The 19,271-nt window shown below is 34.7% G+C and carries 18 protein-coding genes; 8 read left to right on the top strand and 10 right to left on the bottom strand.

Translation table 11 applies throughout. The features are described 5' to 3' along the window. Nucleotides 1–7 precede the first annotated feature (7 nt). Entirely contained in the window at nt 8–934 is a 927-nt protein-coding gene (locus ACFQ1K_RS10680) for a S66 peptidase family protein (RefSeq protein WP_320554733.1), read from the top strand. A gap of 12 nt (nt 935–946) precedes the next feature. Continuing rightward, a complete protein-coding gene (locus ACFQ1K_RS10675; protein WP_320554732.1) occupies nt 947–1,306 on the top strand; it encodes a YraN family protein in 360 nt (119 codons plus the stop codon). On the opposite strand, the gene ACFQ1K_RS10670 is transcribed toward ACFQ1K_RS10675, so the two are convergent. The 4 genes from ACFQ1K_RS10670 to ACFQ1K_RS10655 form a co-directional block, all read right to left on the bottom strand. Next, nucleotides 1,303–1,641: a hypothetical protein gene (locus ACFQ1K_RS10670; protein ID WP_320554731.1), complete on the bottom strand. Its 339-nt coding sequence runs from the start codon at nt 1,639–1,641 to the stop codon at nt 1,303–1,305. The genes ACFQ1K_RS10675 and ACFQ1K_RS10670 overlap by 4 nt on opposite strands. Nucleotides 1,642–1,719: 78 nt before the next feature. Then, nucleotides 1,720–2,301 carry a nicotinate (nicotinamide) nucleotide adenylyltransferase gene (gene nadD / locus ACFQ1K_RS10665; RefSeq protein WP_320554730.1) on the bottom strand — a complete coding sequence of 194 codons (582 nt, stop codon included), beginning with the start codon at nt 2,299–2,301 and terminating at the stop codon, nt 1,720–1,722. Nucleotide 2,302: 1 nt separating this feature from the next. After that, entirely contained in the window at nt 2,303–2,893 is a 591-nt protein-coding gene (gmk, locus tag ACFQ1K_RS10660; protein WP_320554729.1) for a guanylate kinase, read from the bottom strand. Nucleotides 2,894–2,908: 15 nt separating this feature from the next. Next, on the bottom strand, nt 2,909–3,766 hold the full coding sequence (locus tag ACFQ1K_RS10655; protein ID WP_320554728.1) for a YicC/YloC family endoribonuclease: 858 nt from the start codon (nt 3,764–3,766) through the stop codon (nt 2,909–2,911). Nucleotides 3,767–3,896: 130 nt separating this feature from the next. On the opposite strand from ACFQ1K_RS10655, the gene ACFQ1K_RS10650 reads away from it, so the two are divergent. Next, complete coding sequence (locus ACFQ1K_RS10650) at nt 3,897–4,376, top strand: acyl-CoA thioesterase (protein WP_320554727.1); 480 nt, start codon at nt 3,897–3,899, stop codon at nt 4,374–4,376. Here ACFQ1K_RS10650 and ACFQ1K_RS10645 read toward each other — a convergent pair. The 4 genes from ACFQ1K_RS10645 to ACFQ1K_RS10630 are packed head-to-tail and all read right to left on the bottom strand — an operon-like array spanning nt 4,373 to nt 7,548. Then, nucleotides 4,373–5,509, bottom strand: a complete 1,137-nt coding sequence (locus ACFQ1K_RS10645; protein ID WP_320554726.1) for a hypothetical protein — start codon at nt 5,507–5,509, stop codon at nt 4,373–4,375. The two genes, ACFQ1K_RS10650 and ACFQ1K_RS10645, sit on opposite strands and share 4 nt — an antisense overlap. A 1-nt stretch (nt 5,510) precedes the next feature. Beyond that, the gene (locus tag ACFQ1K_RS10640) at nt 5,511–6,404 is read right to left on the bottom strand and encodes a DMT family transporter (RefSeq protein ID WP_320554725.1); all 894 of its coding nucleotides are present in this window, start codon (nt 6,402–6,404) and stop codon (nt 5,511–5,513) included. After that, complete coding sequence (locus ACFQ1K_RS10635) at nt 6,397–6,750, bottom strand: arsenate reductase family protein (RefSeq protein ID WP_320554724.1); 354 nt, start codon at nt 6,748–6,750, stop codon at nt 6,397–6,399. The genes ACFQ1K_RS10640 and ACFQ1K_RS10635 overlap by 8 nt, the downstream gene beginning before the upstream one ends. A 60-nt stretch (nt 6,751–6,810) precedes the next feature. After that, complete coding sequence (locus ACFQ1K_RS10630) at nt 6,811–7,548, bottom strand: DUF3298 and DUF4163 domain-containing protein (RefSeq protein ID WP_320554723.1); 738 nt, start codon at nt 7,546–7,548, stop codon at nt 6,811–6,813. 115 nt (nt 7,549–7,663) lie between these two features. On the opposite strand from ACFQ1K_RS10630, the gene ACFQ1K_RS10625 reads away from it, so the two are divergent. Next, the gene (locus tag ACFQ1K_RS10625; RefSeq protein ID WP_320554722.1) at nt 7,664–8,803 is read left to right on the top strand and encodes a cystathionine gamma-synthase; all 1,140 of its coding nucleotides are present in this window, start codon (nt 7,664–7,666) and stop codon (nt 8,801–8,803) included. A gap of 6 nt (nt 8,804–8,809) precedes the next feature. On the opposite strand, the gene ACFQ1K_RS10620 is transcribed toward ACFQ1K_RS10625, so the two are convergent. Continuing rightward, nucleotides 8,810–9,613 (bottom strand): THC0290_0291 family protein, encoded by an 804-nt coding sequence (locus tag ACFQ1K_RS10620; protein ID WP_320554721.1) that lies wholly within the window; start codon nt 9,611–9,613, stop codon nt 8,810–8,812. A gap of 219 nt (nt 9,614–9,832) precedes the next feature. On the opposite strand from ACFQ1K_RS10620, the gene gdhA reads away from it, so the two are divergent. From gdhA to ACFQ1K_RS10600, 4 genes are all read left to right on the top strand, one after another. Next, nucleotides 9,833–11,176: an NADP-specific glutamate dehydrogenase gene (gene gdhA / locus ACFQ1K_RS10615; protein ID WP_320554720.1), complete on the top strand. Its 1,344-nt coding sequence runs from the start codon at nt 9,833–9,835 to the stop codon at nt 11,174–11,176. Nucleotides 11,177–11,296: 120 nt separating this feature from the next. Next, nucleotides 11,297–13,678, top strand: a complete 2,382-nt coding sequence (gene porZ / locus ACFQ1K_RS10610; protein WP_320554719.1) for a type IX secretion system anionic LPS delivery protein PorZ — start codon at nt 11,297–11,299, stop codon at nt 13,676–13,678. A 1-nt stretch (nt 13,679) separates the two neighbouring features. Next, nucleotides 13,680–14,399, top strand: coding sequence for a DNA repair protein RecO (gene recO, locus ACFQ1K_RS10605; RefSeq protein ID WP_320554718.1), 720 nt, complete (start codon nt 13,680–13,682; stop codon nt 14,397–14,399). Nucleotides 14,400–14,421: 22 nt separating this feature from the next. Continuing rightward, nucleotides 14,422–16,857 carry a TonB-dependent receptor plug domain-containing protein gene (locus tag ACFQ1K_RS10600; protein ID WP_320554717.1) on the top strand — a complete coding sequence of 812 codons (2,436 nt, stop codon included), beginning with the start codon at nt 14,422–14,424 and terminating at the stop codon, nt 16,855–16,857. A gap of 51 nt (nt 16,858–16,908) precedes the next feature. Here the strand turns inward: ACFQ1K_RS10600 and ACFQ1K_RS10595 are convergent, their stop codons facing one another. Next, nucleotides 16,909–19,185: a T9SS type A sorting domain-containing protein gene (locus ACFQ1K_RS10595; protein ID WP_320554716.1), complete on the bottom strand. Its 2,277-nt coding sequence runs from the start codon at nt 19,183–19,185 to the stop codon at nt 16,909–16,911. Nucleotides 19,186–19,271: the final 86 nt, after the last annotated feature.

Raw genomic sequence — 19,271 nt, 5'->3', positions numbered from 1 at the left:
ATTAAAAATGACTAAAAGCAAACTTATAAGACCAGCATATCTTAAAGCGGGAGATACGGTTGCCATTGTAGCACCATCAGGAATATTAAAAAATAGAGAGCGTGAGATTAATCAAGCCGATAGTTTATTAAAAAGCTGGGGTTTAAATGTGTTAATTGGTAAGCATGTATTTAATAATGATAACCACTTTGCAGGTACAGATGATGAGCGTTGTGAGGATCTTCAGAATGCGCTGGACAATCCCAAGGTAAGTGCCATTTGGTGTGCTAGAGGTGGTTATGGTACTGTAAGAATCTTAGATAAGTTAGACTACACAAAATTTAAGGAAAATCCAAAATGGGTTATTGGCTACAGCGATATTACAGCGCTACACAATCAACTACATAACCAAGGTTTTGAATCGCTACATGCTTTGATGTGTGTAAGTTTAACCCAAGATATTACTGAAGTGCAACAATCGGTAGATACGTTTAAGGCTGCATTGTTTGGCAATCCTACGAACTATAATCTAGAGGGTTCGGAATATAACAGAGAAGGAGAAGCAACAGGTCAATTGGTTGGTGGAAATTTAACGATACTACACACCATGCTAGGTTCAGAAACCAGTATAGATACCTCAGGTAAAATTTTGTTTATTGAAGAAATAGGAGAGTATAAATATCATATTGATAGAATGCTACAAAGCTTAAAACGTGCAGGATATTTTGAAAAATGTAATGGTGTAATCGTGGGTGATATGACCAAATTAAGAAAAAACACAACGCTTTGGGGAACGTCTATAGAACAATTGATTTTAGAAGCGCTTGAAGCATACGATTTTCCAATAGCTTTTAATATGCCAGCTGGCCATGAAGATGATAATAGGGCTTTGGTTTTGGGTAGTGAAGTAGAGTTAAAAGTTTCCAAAGAAGAAAGCACAATTACGTTTAACTGATCTTAACTTGCTTTGGCACAACACAATGAACTTGGAAAAAAAGGTGAACAACTGGCAGTAGATTTTCTCATAGAAAACAACTACCAAATTATTGAGCGTAATTACCGTTTTGATAAAGCTGAAGTTGATATCATAGCCAAAAAAGATGCTATTTTAGCAATAATTGAGGTTAAAACAAGGTCGTCTTTGGATTTTGGAAATCCTCAGGATTTTGTGAAACCAAAGCAAATCAAAAACCTAGTAAAGGCAGTTGACGAATTTGTAACTGAAAACGATTTAGATGTTGAGGTCAGATTTGACATCATTGCGATTGTTAAAGAGAATAAAAGCTATAGAATTGAGCATTTAGAAAATGCTTTTTATCATTTTTAGAGATAAATATTAGTTACAACGACTAAAAGGCTATAAAATAAAATGTTTTGAAGTTTGTCTTTAGTCTCTAATGCCATAAATCTTTTAAACTCTTTCTTAATAACATCATAAGAGAGTATCGAAGTTGAAAAGACAATACCCAAACCTATAAACCAATAAAGAGATTCAGGATATGGAAGTGTTGCGTTTGTAACCAAAAATAGAATGAATAAAATACTGGCAATAATCAGACGCTTTTCTTTTTTAGGGTCTAGATTGTTTCTTAACACAATGTCTCTCGTTTTTGCTATGATTAAAGCGATAATAGCGACTAAAAAAACTGTGGTAAATGTCATTTCTTTTTCTCTCTTTTTTGGAATCTTAAAGTTAATTATTCTTTTAAAAATTATAAAGCCAGATCTGTCTAAGTTTTGTTAATGTTTATAAAAATTCATTTCGTCTATATAATGCCATACTTTGTCGGGTAGCATAGGTCGAATGTTTCTCCCAGCCTTAATCTCTTCTCTAATAAACGTCGAAGATAGCTCCATTATTGGGGCAGAAATGTTAAAAATCTTAGAATGATTGTTAAACTTTTTTTCAACCTTACCATCAGATAATCTAGGATAGACATAGATGCTATGATTCTCTAAAATCAGCTCATAATTTTTCCACTTATGAAAACTTTTCAAATTGTCTTCACCCATAATTAAGGCGAATTCATAATCTGGATGTTTTTCTTGAAGATAGGTGAGTGTATCGATGGTATAGTTAGGCTGTTTTAGTCCAAATTCTATATCACATGGTCTAAGTTTAAGATAATCTTTTGTTGCCAAATACACCATCTCATAGCGTTGTCTGTCATCTAGCAAGCTACTTTTTTTCTTAAAAGGACTTTGAGGTGTTACTACAAACCAAATCTGGTCTAGGTCACTATGCTCAGCTAAATGATTAGCAATAGTTAAATGACCAATATGGATAGGATTAAATGTTCCAAAATACAAGCCAACCTTCATACTATTTATTTATAAAATCAGAAACAAGATGGTAAGCATTTTTTAAGGCCTCATCTAAATTAGAGTTCACAACGATTTCATCAAAAAGTGGAGCTGTAGCTAATTCTGCGGGTGCTTTGGCAACACGCATACTTATTTTTTCAGGGCTTTCCTCACCACGTTCTTTTAAGCGTCTAACCAGTTCATTTAAATCTGGAGGTTTCACAAAAATAGCCAAGGTCTGTTCTGGGAATTTTCGTTTTATACGCAAACCACCAGAAACATCAATATCAAAGATAACATGCTTGCCCTTTGCCCATATACGCTCTACCTCTGACTTTAAAGTTCCATAAAAATTGTCGCGGTACACTTCTTCCCACTCTAAGAACTCATCGTTTTTGATTTTGTTTTTAAACTCTTTTAACGATAAGTAGTAGTAATCTTTTCCATGTATTTCTTTACCGCGTTTGTCGCGAGAGGTTGCGGATATGGAAAATTCTAAATTTAGTTCGGGCTGGTTTAATAAGTGACGTACAATGGTCGTTTTGCCAGAACCTGAGGGTGCTGAAAATACGATGAGTTTCCCTTGTTTATTTAGTTCTTTTTTAGACACTATATACGTTTTTAGTTAAAGTACATTTAATAACTGTTCCTTTATCTTCTCTAGTTCATCTTTCATCTGCACAACCAATTTTTGCATTGGAGCGTAATTGGATTTTGAGCCAATAGTATTAATTTCTCTTCCAATTTCCTGAGAGATAAACCCTAGTTTTTTACCATTGGAGTTTTCAGAATTTAAGGCTTTTATAAAGTAATCTAGATGGTTATCGAGTCTCACTTTTTCTTCAGTGATATCAAACTTTTCTATATAATAGACCAGTTCTTGCTCAAAACGGTTTTCGTCAACTTTCTCTTTAATGTCTGCAATTCCTTTTTCTAAACGTGCTCTAACCCCTTCAATACGTTCGGGATCCATGGCTAAGACTTCTTCAAGTAGTTGTTTTAGCGTGTTAATTCTATCTGCAAAGTCTTGTTTTAAAATAGCTCCCTCATCTTCTCTGTAACTTTTAATTTTAGAAATAGCCTCATTGATACCACTTTCTATGGTATGCCATTCTTCCTCATCAATATCATCTCGCTCCGTAGTGACCGCATCAGGCAAACGTATAGCCATTTTTAATAATTCCGTTTCATCACCATTAACTACTTCTTTCAATTGTTTTATATACTCTTTAACCACGGTTTTGTTGATTGTTGAGCTGGTGTCTTCTCCTGTAATTTCAACATAAAGCGAAAAATCAACTTTTCCTCTTTCTAAATGCTTCGCTAGAAGCTTTCTTATGTCTAACTCTTTAGCTCTGTACATAGACGGCATACGAGCATTGACATCCAAGTTTTTACTGTTGAGAGATTTTAATTCTATAGATATTTTTTTGGTTGGGAGTTGTAAAACGGTTTTCCCATAACCAGTCATGGATTGTATCATTAAACGATGCGATTAAAGTTGAGCAAAGGTACAAAATGAATGGTTAGCATTGTACTTAAATAGATGTAATACTTGCAAGGTGTCCTTGAAGACTTTTATAACTTTGCAAATATAAATCGAATAACAATCCATGTATAAAAAACAATTTGAAATTCGCTGGAGCGATGTCGATGCTAATGGACATTTAGCCAATTCCGCCTACACTAACTTTATGAGTCATGCTAGAATGTCTTTTTTTAATGAACAAGGTTTTTCTATGCAGGAAATAATGAAGCACAACATAGGTCCGGTTGTCTTTTATGAGCACATGTATTATTTTAAAGAATCTTTTATCGGTACGCCAATTACGGTTACAATTGAAGTCTCTGGGTTAAGTGAAGATGGTATGCTATTTATGTTTGAGCACAATTTTTATAATCATAAAGGCGAAAATTTAGCCTATTGTGAAATGCAAGGTGCCTGGATAGATTTAAAAGCAAGAAAGCTTACAGATTTACCAAAAGAATTGTTGGAACTGGCTCATAAATTTCCAAAATCTGAAAACTATAAAGTGCTTACTAAAGCAGACACGAGGAAGCATGATATAAGGCCAAAGCCAATAAATCCTTAGCGGCTTTTAAATGGTTGATGCTGTTTGAATGTTTTGATCTGAACATTTTTTATAAAGGGCTTTAGAATCTTGTTAGGTAGGGCATATTTATGTCTGCAATAGCAGGTTAACGTTTTCGGTTGAGCACCGAGCGTGCTTTTTATTTCAGAAGCCGTTCTGCCCATATTTATTTGAGATGATTTAGTTTTTATTCCTAGTCGGATATAATCATTCAAAATTCTGGGATATATAGCAAAATCTTTGTTTTTATTGTAATCAATACCAATAAAGTGGGCATCTAAATGGTCTCCATTTTGCATTGCCGATAAAAACCCTACAAGTTTACCATCTAAAAAATAGCCCTTAACAAAGAATGTATCCTCAAATATGTTTTTTAAATGGATGTAGGTATTTAAATTGAGTATTTGGGCATTAAAATCAGCATTATCTATTGTGTTTTGATATAAAGCTTGCAGTTCATCTAAGTACAACTCAATATCAGCTTTTGTAAAAAACTTAGATTCTAAAATTTCACTTTTGGTGTCAGCTCTATTAGCTTTAACACGGTATTTGGATTTCAAAACAGCAGTGTAATCGTTAAAAGATTTCCATTCAGGTCTAAGGTAGATGATCATATTTGGCTCTACGTGCATGGAAGCATAACCAAAAGTTTTTAGATGATCCGTGATGTAAAGTGACTCATCTTCAAAATCTTTAGTAAAAATAGTATTAAGCCGTTTGCATTTGTAGAGTTCCTTGACAGCTTTGGCAATAGCCTTAAAAGTTTCTACCTTAGGTTCACCTTCCTTTAAAAATGTGCCATACTCACCGCTTAAAAACACATTACCACAGAACAATACTTTAATATGATTATTGCGAAATAGCCTATTTACAAAGCCCTTTAATTTTGAGGACATGGCAATGTTTTTAGTGATAGTCTCTATACCAATTGTTACAATTTGAGTATTGGCAAATGCCACAGCCTCACCTCCCTTTAAAATGAAAATATAATTAAATTCAATATCAGTGTTAGCAAGCTCAAAGGCTTTTAGGAATTCTGGTGAACAATATTGGTTATTTTTACAATTGATATTTTCCCAATACTCATTTGGTATGGTATCTACAGAGGTAAATATTTTAGAGTTTAGAGACAAATTATTTTTTTTGCTTTCGCTTGGCAGTTACTAAATATACACCTGTAAATATTAATATCATGGCGCCAATTTTTATGGCATCTATAAAATCGGCACCAACGGATAGCGCAAATAGTGTCGCAATTACAGGTTGAAGGTAAATAAAAATACCAACGGTAGATGCTCTAAGTTTACTTAGGGCGTAAGGATTTAGAAGATAAGTGCCGAATGTTGCGCCTGCGACAACAAAGATAACAGAGAATGTGATATAGGGTGTAAATGTTAGCCATTGTACCTCACTTAAATCTTTATATCCAAAAGGAATCAAAATCACCAAACCAATTAGAAACAACCACTTAATAAAGGTAAATGGATGATATTTTTCGGTTAATTTCTTAATTAAGATAACATATATACTGTAGGAAATAGCGTTTATTAAAATCAGTAAATTACCAAGTGGAACATTGTCACCGACCCTAGCAGACTTCCCATAAACAGTTAAAATAAGAGCACCACAAAGGGCTACAATTATACCTATAATCTTTATTGAGGTAATTGTTTCTTTTAAAATGTAGGATGAGAGTACCAATATGATAATGGGTATAATGGTCATTATGGCCGAGGCATGAATTGGTGAAGTGTATTCTAAACCTTTAAAAAAAAACAATAAATTAATAACTACACCAAAAACAGCTGCCACAAAAAACTTAATATAGTCTCTTTTTTCAACCTTTTCTTTGGGGAAAAATAAGCTCACTAACCAAAATAAAGCGGTGGCACCAATAACTCGTAACAATACAAAACCAAAAGGTTTTATGTAGTTTTCGTTTATAACGGTTTTGGCAATGGTATAGTTTAAACCATATATGAGCTGAACCGCAAATAATGCTAAAATGGCATATTTGCGACTATTCATTTATTGCTTTTTTGGCGGCCTCAACTATTTTTTTAGAATTGCCAATATAAATCCTATCACCAATTAAAATCACTGGACGTTTTAAGAAGGTGTAATGCTCTATAATATACCTTTTGTAATCGTCATCTGATAGAGATTTGTTCTTAAGATCTAATTCTTTGTAGAGCCTAGCTCTTTTGCTAAATAGACTTTCATAGCTATCGGTTAAGCTTCGCATTTCTTCGATTTGTTCTTTAGTAATCGGTTGCGTTTTTATGTCTTGAAGCTCAAAATCATCTGGCAGGTCGAGTTCTTCCATAATTCTCGAACATGTGTTGCATGTGCTGAGGTAATATATTTTTTTCATAAGGGCCTTTTTACTAAAACACAAAAATACACTCTTTTAAACCTATTATTTTCATAATGGTCACTTAACTTTTAGATACTTGTCAACGACATCAAAAGGGATAATAAATTCTGAATAACCTTGGCTATAGGAAGCAATTTCATAAACATTGTATAGAAAAACCAAACCATCATCACTGAAACCTATGTTTTCAGGGAGTTGAAATGGTTTTCCAAAAAAATAATCTTCTGTCTGATTGTCTTCGGTGCCAGAACTCATGGATTTAAAAAAGTAGTTTTTTGCTAGCGCTTTGAAATCTTCTGTATTTTCAACCATATCCGCTAGATTTAAGGTCTCACCTGTATGGGCATTAAGATTTAAGAATTTAATCTTATCGTTACCATGGGCTCCACCTTTAAACTCGTAAGTATTTATTGCTAAAGTTATAACATCATCCGATTGATAAATTTTTTCTGTTTCAATATGTAGCTCCCAGACTAGGTGAGAAGCTTCTGGAAATTGATTTTTAAACGCTACAAATTCGTTGTTAAAATCTTCCAATACGGATTCTAAGCTCGTTTTTTTGGTTGCTTCACTAAATGTTGAAATTATAGCTTCTTCAATTTTAAAATTTATGATCTTACTTATTTCAGTGTTTCCTTTAGCTTCATCAATTGCAACAGAGATGCTGGCTTCATAATCATACTCATGTATATTGGTTTCAAAGTCTAAAGATTGAGGTTCGTTTGTACAGGAATGTATTAGTACGGTAATACAAAAAATGGACAATAAAAGAGTAAGGCCTGATTTGTTAATCATTGTTTAAAGGTGTTGAAACGCTAAACTAAGAACGAATTAAAATTTAAATTTGTTATGTAACACGTCGTGTTATGTAAAATTAATACGTTTAAGATAAATCCTAATAAGATATATAATGAAATTTAATACCAAAGTCATACATGGTGGTCAAGAACCCGACCCAGCTTACGGTGCGGTAATGACACCAATCTATCAGACAACAACCTATGTGCAATCTACACCTGGTGTGCACAAGGGTTATGAGTATTCCAGAACTCAAAATCCAACGAGACATGCTTTAGAGAAGGCTTTTGCAAGTTTAGAGAGTGGTAATTACGGTTTGGCCTTTGGTTCTGGACTAGCGGCCATAGATGCCGTTATAAAATTGTTGAAACCAGGTGATGAGGTTATTGCCACTAATGATTTGTATGGTGGCACATACCGTCTTTTTACCAAGATTTATGAAGATTTTGGTATAAAATTTCATTTTATAGGAATGCAAAACGTTACCGATATTGAAAACTATATAAACTCAAAAACAAGACTCATTTGGGTTGAAACACCAACCAATCCTATGATGAATATTATAGATATAAGCGCTGTTTCATTAATCTCAAAAAGGCACAATATTCTTCTTGCAGTAGACAACACATTTGCGACGCCATATTTACAACAGCCTCTGGCTTTGGGTGCAGATATCGTAATGCACTCAGCCACCAAATATTTAGGTGGACATAGTGATGTTGTCATGGGTGCTTTAGTTGTTAACGATAAAGCAGTGGCAGACCAATTGTATTTTATACAAAATGCAAGTGGTGCAATATGTGGCCCTCAGGACGCATTTTTGGTGTTAAGAGGCCTAAAGACTTTACATGTTAGAATGCAACGGCATTGTGAAAATGGTAAAGCTATTGCAGAGTATTTAAACAATCATCCTAAAATTGAAAATGTGTATTGGCCAGGATTTAAAAGTCATCCTAACCATGAGATTGCAAAATTTCAAATGGTTGATTTTGGTGGAATGGTGTCCTTTACAACAAAAGGTAATAATTATAAGGAAGCTATTAGAATAGTGGAAAACTTGAAGATTTTCACCCTTGCTGAATCACTCGGAGGTGTAGAATCCTTAGCGGGTCACCCAGCAAGTATGACCCATGCAAGTATTCCTAAAGAAGAACGAGAGAAAACAGGAATTGTAGACTCACTGATAAGACTTAGTGTAGGTATAGAGGATCAACAAGATTTAATAAATGATTTGAAGCAAGCTATTGCTTAAACTGTACTAGTCCAAATAATAGATATAACCAAAATGGAGCCATAGGTTCCAGTCGTTTGCTTTATTAGAGTCTAACTTATGGTTTAAGCCATCAACAAAATCATCAAAGTAATATTGCCATCTTAATTCTACAAATAAATCGGATAATATCGTGAGTTTATAGCGCGTACCTACACTAGCAACTACAGACCAAGTAGAACCAGACTCGTCACTGATAAAAGGGTCTCCACCTGAGGCCTCATCCCAAAAACTATAGAAATTATCGTTGTTAAAGATATTACCATCACCATAAGTGGTTTCAACGGTCGGGTTAAACGAAACAAAATGAGCACCTACGGCAACAAAAGGGGCAAAAGAATAAACACCTGCCGAAAAGGCTCTTATACTTCTAGGAAAGTATTCTAGCTGCATACCAATATCCCAGTTTTGAGCTTCACCACTGTGAGCCCTCAATCGGTCTGCATTATCACTGGTGCGTGCATCATCAACCCATTTCCCAAAATGATTGAGTTGGGTCTTATTCCAGGAAATTTCACTTCTCAATTTAAAATGATCATTAAAATAAGTGTCAGTTGAATAGCAATTACAATCGGCTCTGTAGGCAAAATTAATGTAGTGTACTATACCTAAAGATATACCAGTATTACCAGAATTGGTTTCAAAATCGCTTCGTACTCCAAAATCGGATTGAAACGCAACAGCTCCGACAAACGCACCAATTTCATGAGAAAAACCCAGTTGGGCAGAAGATGTTTGCATTGTTAGCATCAATACAAACAGCGCAATTAAATTTTTGATATGTTTTGCCATATAACACTTACGATTAAGCTGTTGTCGAACAAATATATAAAAACTCGACGAACTACAAAATAAAACGGATAAAATGCAAATATCTTTTAAGGAGAAGAATTTTATTACAATTCATAAATATTTAAAATATAATTGAGAATATAAAAAAAATAAGCCTTTATTTTTAAAGATAACTTATCTTTACGCCCTGTAAATCACAATTTATTAACAATATTTTATATGAAAGATAAAATTGAAGCTTTTTTAGATCTTGTAAGAGAACGAAACGGGCACGAGCCTGAGTTTTTACAAGCAGTTCAGGAAGTAGCTGAAACCGTTATTCCGTATATCGCTCAACACGATATTTATAATGGTAAAAATATTCTTTTGAGAATGGTAGAACCAGAACGCTTAATTTCCTTTAGAGTAAGTTGGGTAGACGATTCTGGTGAAATTCAGGTGAACCGAGGTTATCGAGTACAAATGAACTCGGCTATTGGGCCATACAAAGGGGGCTTGCGTTTTCATCCAACTGTTAATGCAAGTATTTTGAAATTTTTGGCATTTGAACAAGTATTTAAAAATAGTTTAACCACATTACCTATGGGTGGTGGTAAAGGCGGCTCTGATTTTGACCCAAAGGGAAAATCAGATAATGAAATTATGCGTTTTTGCCATGCCTTTATGACGGAGTTGTACAGACATATTGGCCATAATACAGATGTGCCCGCGGGTGATATCGGAGTAGGTGCCAGAGAGATTGGTTTTATGTTTGGAATGTATAAAAAATTGAATAATACTTTCACTGGAGTTTTAACAGGAAAGGGACAATCTTGGGGTGGATCTCTAATTAGACCTGAAGCAACCGGCTATGGAAATGTATACTTTGCTGAAAACATGTTGAAAACCAGAAATGAGTCCTTTGAAGCGAAAAAGGTGGTAATATCTGGTTCTGGTAACGTGGCTCAGTATGCTGCTGAAAAAGCAATAGAATTAGGTGCTACAGTTTTGACCCTTTCAGATTCTGGAGGATACATTTTGGACGAAGACGGTATTGATAGTGAAAAGCTAAAATTTGTAATGGACCTTAAGAATAACAAAAGAGGAAGGATTAGTGAGTATTTAGATAAATATCCAAACGCTAAATATTTTAGTGGAGAGAGACCTTGGTCAGTGAAGTGTGATATCGCTTTGCCATGTGCCACCCAAAATGAATTGAATGGCGAAGAAGCAAAAACCTTAGTTGAAAATGGTTGTATCTGTGTTTCAGAAGGAGCTAATATGCCTTCAACACCAGAAGCTATACATGAATTTCATAAGGCAAATATCTTGTTTGCTCCAGGCAAGGCGTCTAACGCGGGTGGTGTGGCTACCTCTGGATTAGAGATGAGTCAGAATTCGCTTAGACTAAGTTGGACACGTGAGGAGGTCGATGAGCGATTAAAGGAAATCATGAAAAATATCCATAACTCATGTGTTGAGTATGGTAAAAATGATGATGGCTCTGTAGATTATGTTAGGGGAGCAAATATTGCCGGCTTTGTAAAAGTTGCAGATGCTATGCTTGCTCAAGGAGTTATTTAACATATAGGATAAATAAATAAAAGGCTTCCATAATAATATGGAAGCTTTTTTTGTTACATAATTATATGATTAATATCATAGTATCGTTACTAATAGATATATTTGGGTAAACAATTTATAATGTGTAAAACTGGTTTTAGAATCTTGTTTTTTTGTTTTGGGTTATCTTTTTATTCTCAAGCTCAAGACTTTTCTGCGCTGTGGCAAGCCCATTTTTCCTATAATAACATTGTTGATGTAGTAGGCGGAAATGATAAGATCTATGCCGCTGCTCAAAATGCAGTTTTTGAATATAACACTCAATCACAAGAACTAAAGACCATTACAACTATAGATGGGCTATCCGGAGAACAAATAACAACTATACATTACAGTACAGAATTTCAATACTTGGTAATAGGTTATGAAACTGGGCTAATAGAAGTTTATTCAGAGACCGATGGTTCAGTATTAACAGTTGTAGATATATTAGAGAAGGATAATATAACACCTGTCAATAAGAACATTAACCACTTTTATGAGCATGAGGGTTTGGTGTATATTTCAACAGACTACGGTATTTCGGTTTATGATTTAGCACGGTTAGAATTTGGGGATACTTTTTTCTTAGGTAATGGAGGGTCTCAAATTATCGTTAATCAGGTTACAGTATTGAATAACGAAATTTTCGCAGCTTGTTCTAGTGTTAATGGTCTTAAAAAGGCTGATTTGAATAATCCAAATTTGATAGATTTTTCGCAATGGCAAACCCTTATAGGCGGCAATTTTATCAATATTAACACCGTTGCAGATAAGGCATATGCTGTAAGAGCTAACAGAGCTTTATTTGAAATAACAAATACAACTTTTACTCAGTTATTTGTTTTGCCAACAACACCTAGAGATACAGAAGTTAGCGGTAATAATCTAATCATTTCTACTGTAAATAGTGTAGATGTTTACGACCAAAATGCGTTTTTAACTAATAGTTTTTTACCAAACGGTGAGTTCGATACTAGATTTACTTCAGCTGTTCAGTTAGAAAATGAAATTTATATTGGCTCTGAAGACTTTGGTGTTTTAAGTACTTTAATTTCTGATGGAATTACCTATACAGAAATAAAACCTAATGGTCCTTTATTTAATGAAATTTTTAGGCTTAATGCCGAGTACGAAACGGTTTGGGCTAGTTTTGGGGATTATTCAGAGTCTTTCAATCCCGCACCTGTTAGGGCAAGAGGCTTGAGTTATTTAAAGGATGAAGTTTGGGAGAGTATTCCTTTTGATAGTGTTTTTGGAGCAAGGAATTTATCTGAAATAGCTGTAAACCCCTTTAATCCAAATCAAGTCTTTGTCAGCTCATTTCAAAATGGAATATTAGAAATAAATGATGAACAGCCAACAATCTTATATAATCAAGACAATAGCGGATTGGAGTCTTTGGTAATTCCTGGCTCACCAAATGTCATAAGTATAAGGGTATCGGCATCTGCTTTTGACAGAAATGGAGTACTTTGGAGTCTTACAGCGAGAGCTCCCAACCCCTTAAAATCTTATGATCCAAATTCGGGTAGTTGGCAAGGTTATGATTTCTCTTCTATTATAGAAAATGCTTTGCTTGATGAGTTTGGATTTCATGATATAGCCATAGATAATAATGGCACAAAATGGATAGGTGGCTATTCTAACGGGCTTTACGCATACAATGAGAATTTAGCCAATCCTCTTAAAAACTTAACTTCCGAAGAGCAGAACTTGCCATTTCCTAGGGTCACGGCCTTAGAAATAGACAATAGAAATCAGTTATGGGTTGGGACCTTTTCGGGACTGAGAGTACTCTTTAATACTTCTGGTTTTTTTGATGATCCTAGTCCTTCCTTAAATTCTATAATCATTTTGGAAGATGGCATAGCACAAGAACTACTTGAATCACAAACTATAACTGATATTGAAGCTGATGGCTCAAATAACAAATGGGTTGGAACTGTAGATTCAGGTGTGTTTTACTTTTCGCCAGATGGACAGAACACGATTTACCATTTCACAAAAGATAATTCGCCGTTACCTTCTAATCGAATTACCGATATATCCATAGATCCCAATAATGGTATTGTCTATATTGCTACTACAAAGGGCATGCTTTCATTTAGAGCCGGAGGTTCTAAGCCAGAAGAAACCTTAGAAAATGCATTTGTTTATCCAAACCCTGTAAGACCTGAATACGATTTATTAGGATTTAACAACTTAAATGACATCAACAAAGGTATAAAGATAAGTGGATTAACAGAAAATGTTAATATCAAGATTACAGATATTGAAGGAAATTTGGTGGCTGAGGCACAATCAAATATAAACCTCAGATCCTCTAATACAAATTACAATTTTGCTATTGATGGTGGCACAGCTATTTGGAATGGTAAAAACCTAGCAAATTCAGTTGTTAGAACTGGTGTTTATCTCATTATGATTTCAGATTTGGATTCTTTTGAAACGAAGACCCTTAAAGTGCTTATTGTACGATAATATGCTTACAAAAAATCAAGCAATTGTTCTTTCAAAACTAAAATATAGGGATAACGATCTCATTGTAAAGTGTTATACCCAAGAGCGTGGCATAGTAAGCTATATTTTAAGGGGTGCGGTAAAATCCAAGAAGGGAAATAATAAAACGGTATACTTTCAAGAATTATCCCAACTTTATCTAGAGGAAAACTTTAAACCAAATCGTTCACTTCAAAATATAAAGGACATCAAGTTCAGTTATATCTACACCAGTGTCCACACCAACGTTTTTAAAAGTGCTATCGTTATTTTTTTAGCTGAAGTCCTTTCCAATGCCTTAAAGGAAGAGGAAAAGAATGAATCCCTTTTTGAATATCTAGAGGTGACACTGCAGTATTTGGATGGGGCAGAACATTATTCTAATTTTCATTTGTTGTTTTTGTTAAAGCTAACACGCTACTTGGGATTTCAGCCTGAAAATCAAAATACTGATTATCCCTATTTTAATTTGGAATCAGGGGTATTTGAAGTAAATAACAATGGGTTTTATTCAATTTCAGGACATAATTTAACATTGTTAAAGCGGTTTTTGGGCATAAATTTTGATGACCTTTTAACCGTAAAAATTAATGCTAAACAAAGACATGAGTTTTTGAATATGTTGTTGTATTATTTTGAATTACATTTGGAAGGCTTTAAAAAACCTAAGTCCCTACAGGTGCTTAATGAGGTTTTTCATTAGGCTATTTTACGAAAAGATTTTAATGAAGATGAACATAAAACTTCAGGATAGTTACATTTTTACCATTTTGTTATTCCTTGTTTTGCAACTGTCTTTTGGTCAGACCATAACAGTGCTAGAAAAAGGTAGTAATCAACCAATTTCTGATGTTGCGCTTTATAATTTAAAAAAGACGAAATATGTGGTTACCGATTTTGAGGGTAATGCCAACATAGACAAGTTCAATGATAGGGAAATCATTTTTTTTCAAAATTTTCTCTACGAAAAAAAACAGCTTCGAAAATTTGAAATCAGAGAGAACAACCAAGTGGTGTATTTATCTCCAAAAGTGGAAGGGTTAAAGCAGATTGTAATCTCTGTCTCTAAGTTTGAGCAAAGTAAGCGCGATATACCACAATCCATCGTAAGCCTAAATGCAAAAGAAATAGCATTAGCCAATCCACAGACTAGTGCAGATTTATTGGAGAATACAGGAAATGTATTTGTTCAAAAAAGTCAAATGGGTGGTGGTAGTCCTATGATACGAGGGTTTTCTACAAACCGATTGCTTATTTCAGTAGATGGTGTAAGAATGAATAACGCTATTTTTCGAGGCGGTAATTTACAAAATGTGATTTCCATTGACCCCCTGTCCGTTCAAAATACTGAAGTTACTTTAGGTGCTGGATCGGTAGTTTATGGTAGCGATGCCATTGGAGGGGTGATGAGTTTTTATACCAAAAGACCTCAATTATCGTATAAGGAAAACCAAATTATAAATGGGAATGCATTGGTGAGGTATGCCAGTGCCAATAATGAAAATACAGGGCATTTTGATATCAACCTCGGCTATAAAAAGTGGGGTTTTTTAACCAATGTGAGTTATACCGATTTTGATGATTTAAGAATGGGCAGTCATGGTCCCGATGCTTATCTAAGACCTCAATACGTCATAAGGAGAAATGGTGAAGATATTATTGTTGATAATGATAATCCTAAAATTCAAAAACCAACAGGATACGATCAGATTAACCTCATGCAAAAAGTGAGATATGAACCTATGGACAATCTAAAATTTGATTTAGGATTGTTCTTTTCGACCACATCAGATTATCCAAGATACGATAGACTCATAAGGCCAAGAGGAGATGTACTAAGATCAGCTGCATGGGACTATGGACCTCAACAATGGTTTATGGGTAATTTTCAGATAACAAAAACAAGTAGCACCTCAAACCTTTACGATAAGATTAAAGCGACTGTGGCCTATCAAAATTTTAAAGAGAGCAGAAGAGATAGGAATTTTCAGTCTCCAATAAGGGAAGTGAGAGAAGAAGATGTGGATGTGTTATCATTCAACTTAGATTTAGAGAAATCGTTAAGTTCAAAAGCATCACTTTTTTATGGCTTGGAATATTTATACAATGAAGTGGGTTCACAAGGGTATGAAGAAAACATAGACACGAATAGCAAAACCCAAAATGTAACACGTTACCCAGATGGTGCTACATGGCAATCTTTAGCAGCGTATACCAGTTTGAAGTATAAGCCTAATTCAAAGTTCGTATTTCAATCAGGATTGCGATTTAATCAAATTATAGCTCGAGCTGACTTTACGGCTAATAATATCTTTTTAAATCTTCCTTTTGATAAGGCAGATATCAATACAGGAGCATTAACCGGAACGGCTGGTATTACGTGGTCACCAAGTAATACAATTCAGTGGAAATTAAATGCGTCAACAGCATTTAGGGCACCAAACATTGATGATTTAGGTAAAGTTTTTGATTCTGAACCAGGGGCTGTTGTGGTTCCTAATAATGACTTAAGGCCAGAATATGCTTATGGTGGTGAATTGGGATTAAAACTCAATTTTGAGAATAAGGTTATTTTGGATATGGCGACCTATTACACCTTTTTGGATAATGCATTAATTCGAAGGGGTTTTGAAATCAACGGTGAATCGGAATTCATTTATGATGGTGAATTAAGCACGGTGCAAGCCATACAAAATGCATCAAAGGCTTGGATTTATGGTTTTGAGATAGGTGCTGAAGTTAACTTTTCTAAGGCCTTAAAACTGCGAACACAATATAACGTCATTGGCGGTACTGAAGACAATAATGGAGTTGAAGAGCCCGTAAGACACGTAGCTCCTTATTTTGGGAGAACGCACCTGATCTGGAAAAAGGAGAAGTTACTATTGGACGCCTATGTGGTCTATAATAACGAACTGTCTTTTAATCAACTGGCGCCATCAGAGACCGAGAAAGATTACATCTATGCTTTAGACCAAAATGGAAATCCGTATAGTCCGTCATGGTATACCTTGAATCTAAGAACGCAATACAACTGGAAGGACAAATTAACACTTACGGCATCTTTAGAGAATATAACAGATCAAAGGTATAGACCGTATTCTTCGGGTATTGCAGCAGCAGGACGCAACTTAATTGTAGCTATAAACTATAGATTATAATAAAAAAGCCTTGTCGGTAAGACAAGGCTTTTTTTATGATTTTATTGATTTCTATTGTCTCTTAATCGCTTTTTTGCTAATCGTTTGCCCATTGGATAAGGTCACTTTAGCAATGTAAGCAGCATTACTCAGTTTAGATAAATTATAAACTTCAACAGCACTATTTCCATTTAGTTTATAGATCTGTCTGCCAAGGATATCTAGAATTTCTACAGTTTTTATGGTAAAAGGATTGCTTACCTTCAGTCTTACTTCGCCATTGTTAAGCTCAGAAATGGTTAGATCATTTCCATTTGCAACGTTATCATCTATTGACAGCACACTATTGTTAAAGACAATTTCAAATCTTGAATTAAATATTCCTGTTTCTGATGTAAAACTATAATCTGAAGCGTTAAGATTATGAGTAGTGTTCAGGAGATTATCTTTTAAATAAATCTCATTGTTATTATAAAAGTCACCTTCAAATTGTGCTATAGAAATTGTGAAAATAGTTGGAGAATCTATATTATTTTCAAACCCTAAAGGAATAATTTCGTCTAAATCTAAACTAGAAGGGCTTTTACATTGTATAACATACTCGTTGTCGCTATCATCATTAATTGTGGAGTAAAGTTTTGCGTAAGCTGCAGAAGCACCATTGACTTTAACATCATAAAAAGTACCGTCATCCAAGTCTGTAGCTCCGTCTATATGCGCAATAGCTATTTGTTTAGCCACTCCATTATCAGACCTTAAATTTAACCAAAGGACTTGACGATTACTATTTGTGGAATTTGCATTTCTAAAAAATTGATCATTGTTCCCAGTAACGCGCATAGAATTATTAAATGTAACGGGACCAGCGGTTAGAGCCTCTACAAAAAAGCCTTGTCCGGAAGGGACATAATCATTTGGCATTATTAAATCCCCTCCAGCTGTATTGACTCCACTAGCAGATATTATCGCATAATCCGCACTAGAGAAGTTTTGTCCATCGTTGCCCTGTGCATTAGCGTCTGCAGCCGTTGCTTGACTCCATAAATAGATATTGTTAACAATACCTGCATTAACAGTGAAAAACACATCGGTATCTATGGCGCTAGGGTATGGGTTGCCAATAAAATTCCAGTCGTTGTATAACCCACCACTATCATTGACTAAGGTCGTTTGATAGGTTCCATTATTAAAGGGACCAACAAAATTAAATTGTTGTTGGGTGGGGAACATTAAAAAGGGACTTACCGTTGTAGCATAACCAATGCCAGGTGCCATTATGCCTGTTGCTAATTGCCATGCATCTCCAGTGTCATCAATATCATCTTGCCCAGCATTAAACACACCAGTATTGTCTACTTCTGTTAGCAAATCTTCAAAGTTTGCAGCATTAAAGAAAAAACGCCTAGAAGTTGGTACGACACCAAAAGTGTTTTCTATGGTTTCACCATTGACAGGTGAACTCCAATAGGTGTACTCTAAAGGTCCGTTTACTTGTGTTGTAAACTTTTGTACGGTTATTGTACCAGTACCTGTCGTTGTGGCAGCATCTTCTATTTGCACAACGGCACCCTGAGATTCCAATATAATATCTCCATCCGCAACAATATTATTTTTTACATTAACAAATGAATTATCTGTAATTCTTAATGTACTTCCTGCGTTAATTGTTAATTCACAAGCATTAATATTTCCATTATCAGTAGTATCATAGTTAAAGTCTAAAATTACAGATGTGTTAATATCTGGGACGCCATTGTCCCATCCAGTATTGGTCCATGTTGTAGTAGTACTACATGGTAATGATGTTACCACCCCATTAAAGGTGAAATCATTAATACTATAAGTGCCTGCGGCTGTACTCGCATTCCAAGCATAGATTCTAAAGGTAATTGCAGTTGTAATATCTTGGTAGTTTACCCCAGATAAGTCTATCGTATTCCCTGTAATAATAGGTGTACCTATATTTGTTGAATAACCATCAACACTACTTCTAAAGGCAACGTCAGTTGGACCAGTAGCAGAACGTTGGCCGGTGTACTCAAAACTAATAAAATCAATTTCATAACCAGCATTTGGATTTAAGGTAAATTCAAAATATTTTGTAAGATCAATAGAAGCTGTATTCCAGTTTCTGGCATTATATCTATTGGTGGCATTATTTCCTGTAATCCCAGTACTTCGTCCAATGCCACTAACTGTAATATTAGCATCTACCACCTGACCAGTTATAAATGGATTATCATTATTTGGATCGATTCCATCTATTGTGTTTGAGAAAATACTTTGCCCAAAACCAAAATTTAAGGCACATGATAATAGTAAGAGGAGTAAGTAGTAATTTTTTTTCATAAGGGACAGGATTAACTATCAATCAGTTACAAATATATATTAAAAATACCTAATTAACAGCGGTTTATGTATGGCAAAGTATTAAT

Origin of the sequence: Winogradskyella aquimaris (genome assembly GCF_042676105.1) — a bacterium.
Taxonomy (GTDB): Bacteria; Bacteroidota; Bacteroidia; order Flavobacteriales; family Flavobacteriaceae; genus Winogradskyella; species Winogradskyella aquimaris.
The sequence above is the reverse complement of the archived record's forward strand: the minus strand, read 5'-3'. Positions and strand labels throughout refer to the sequence as shown.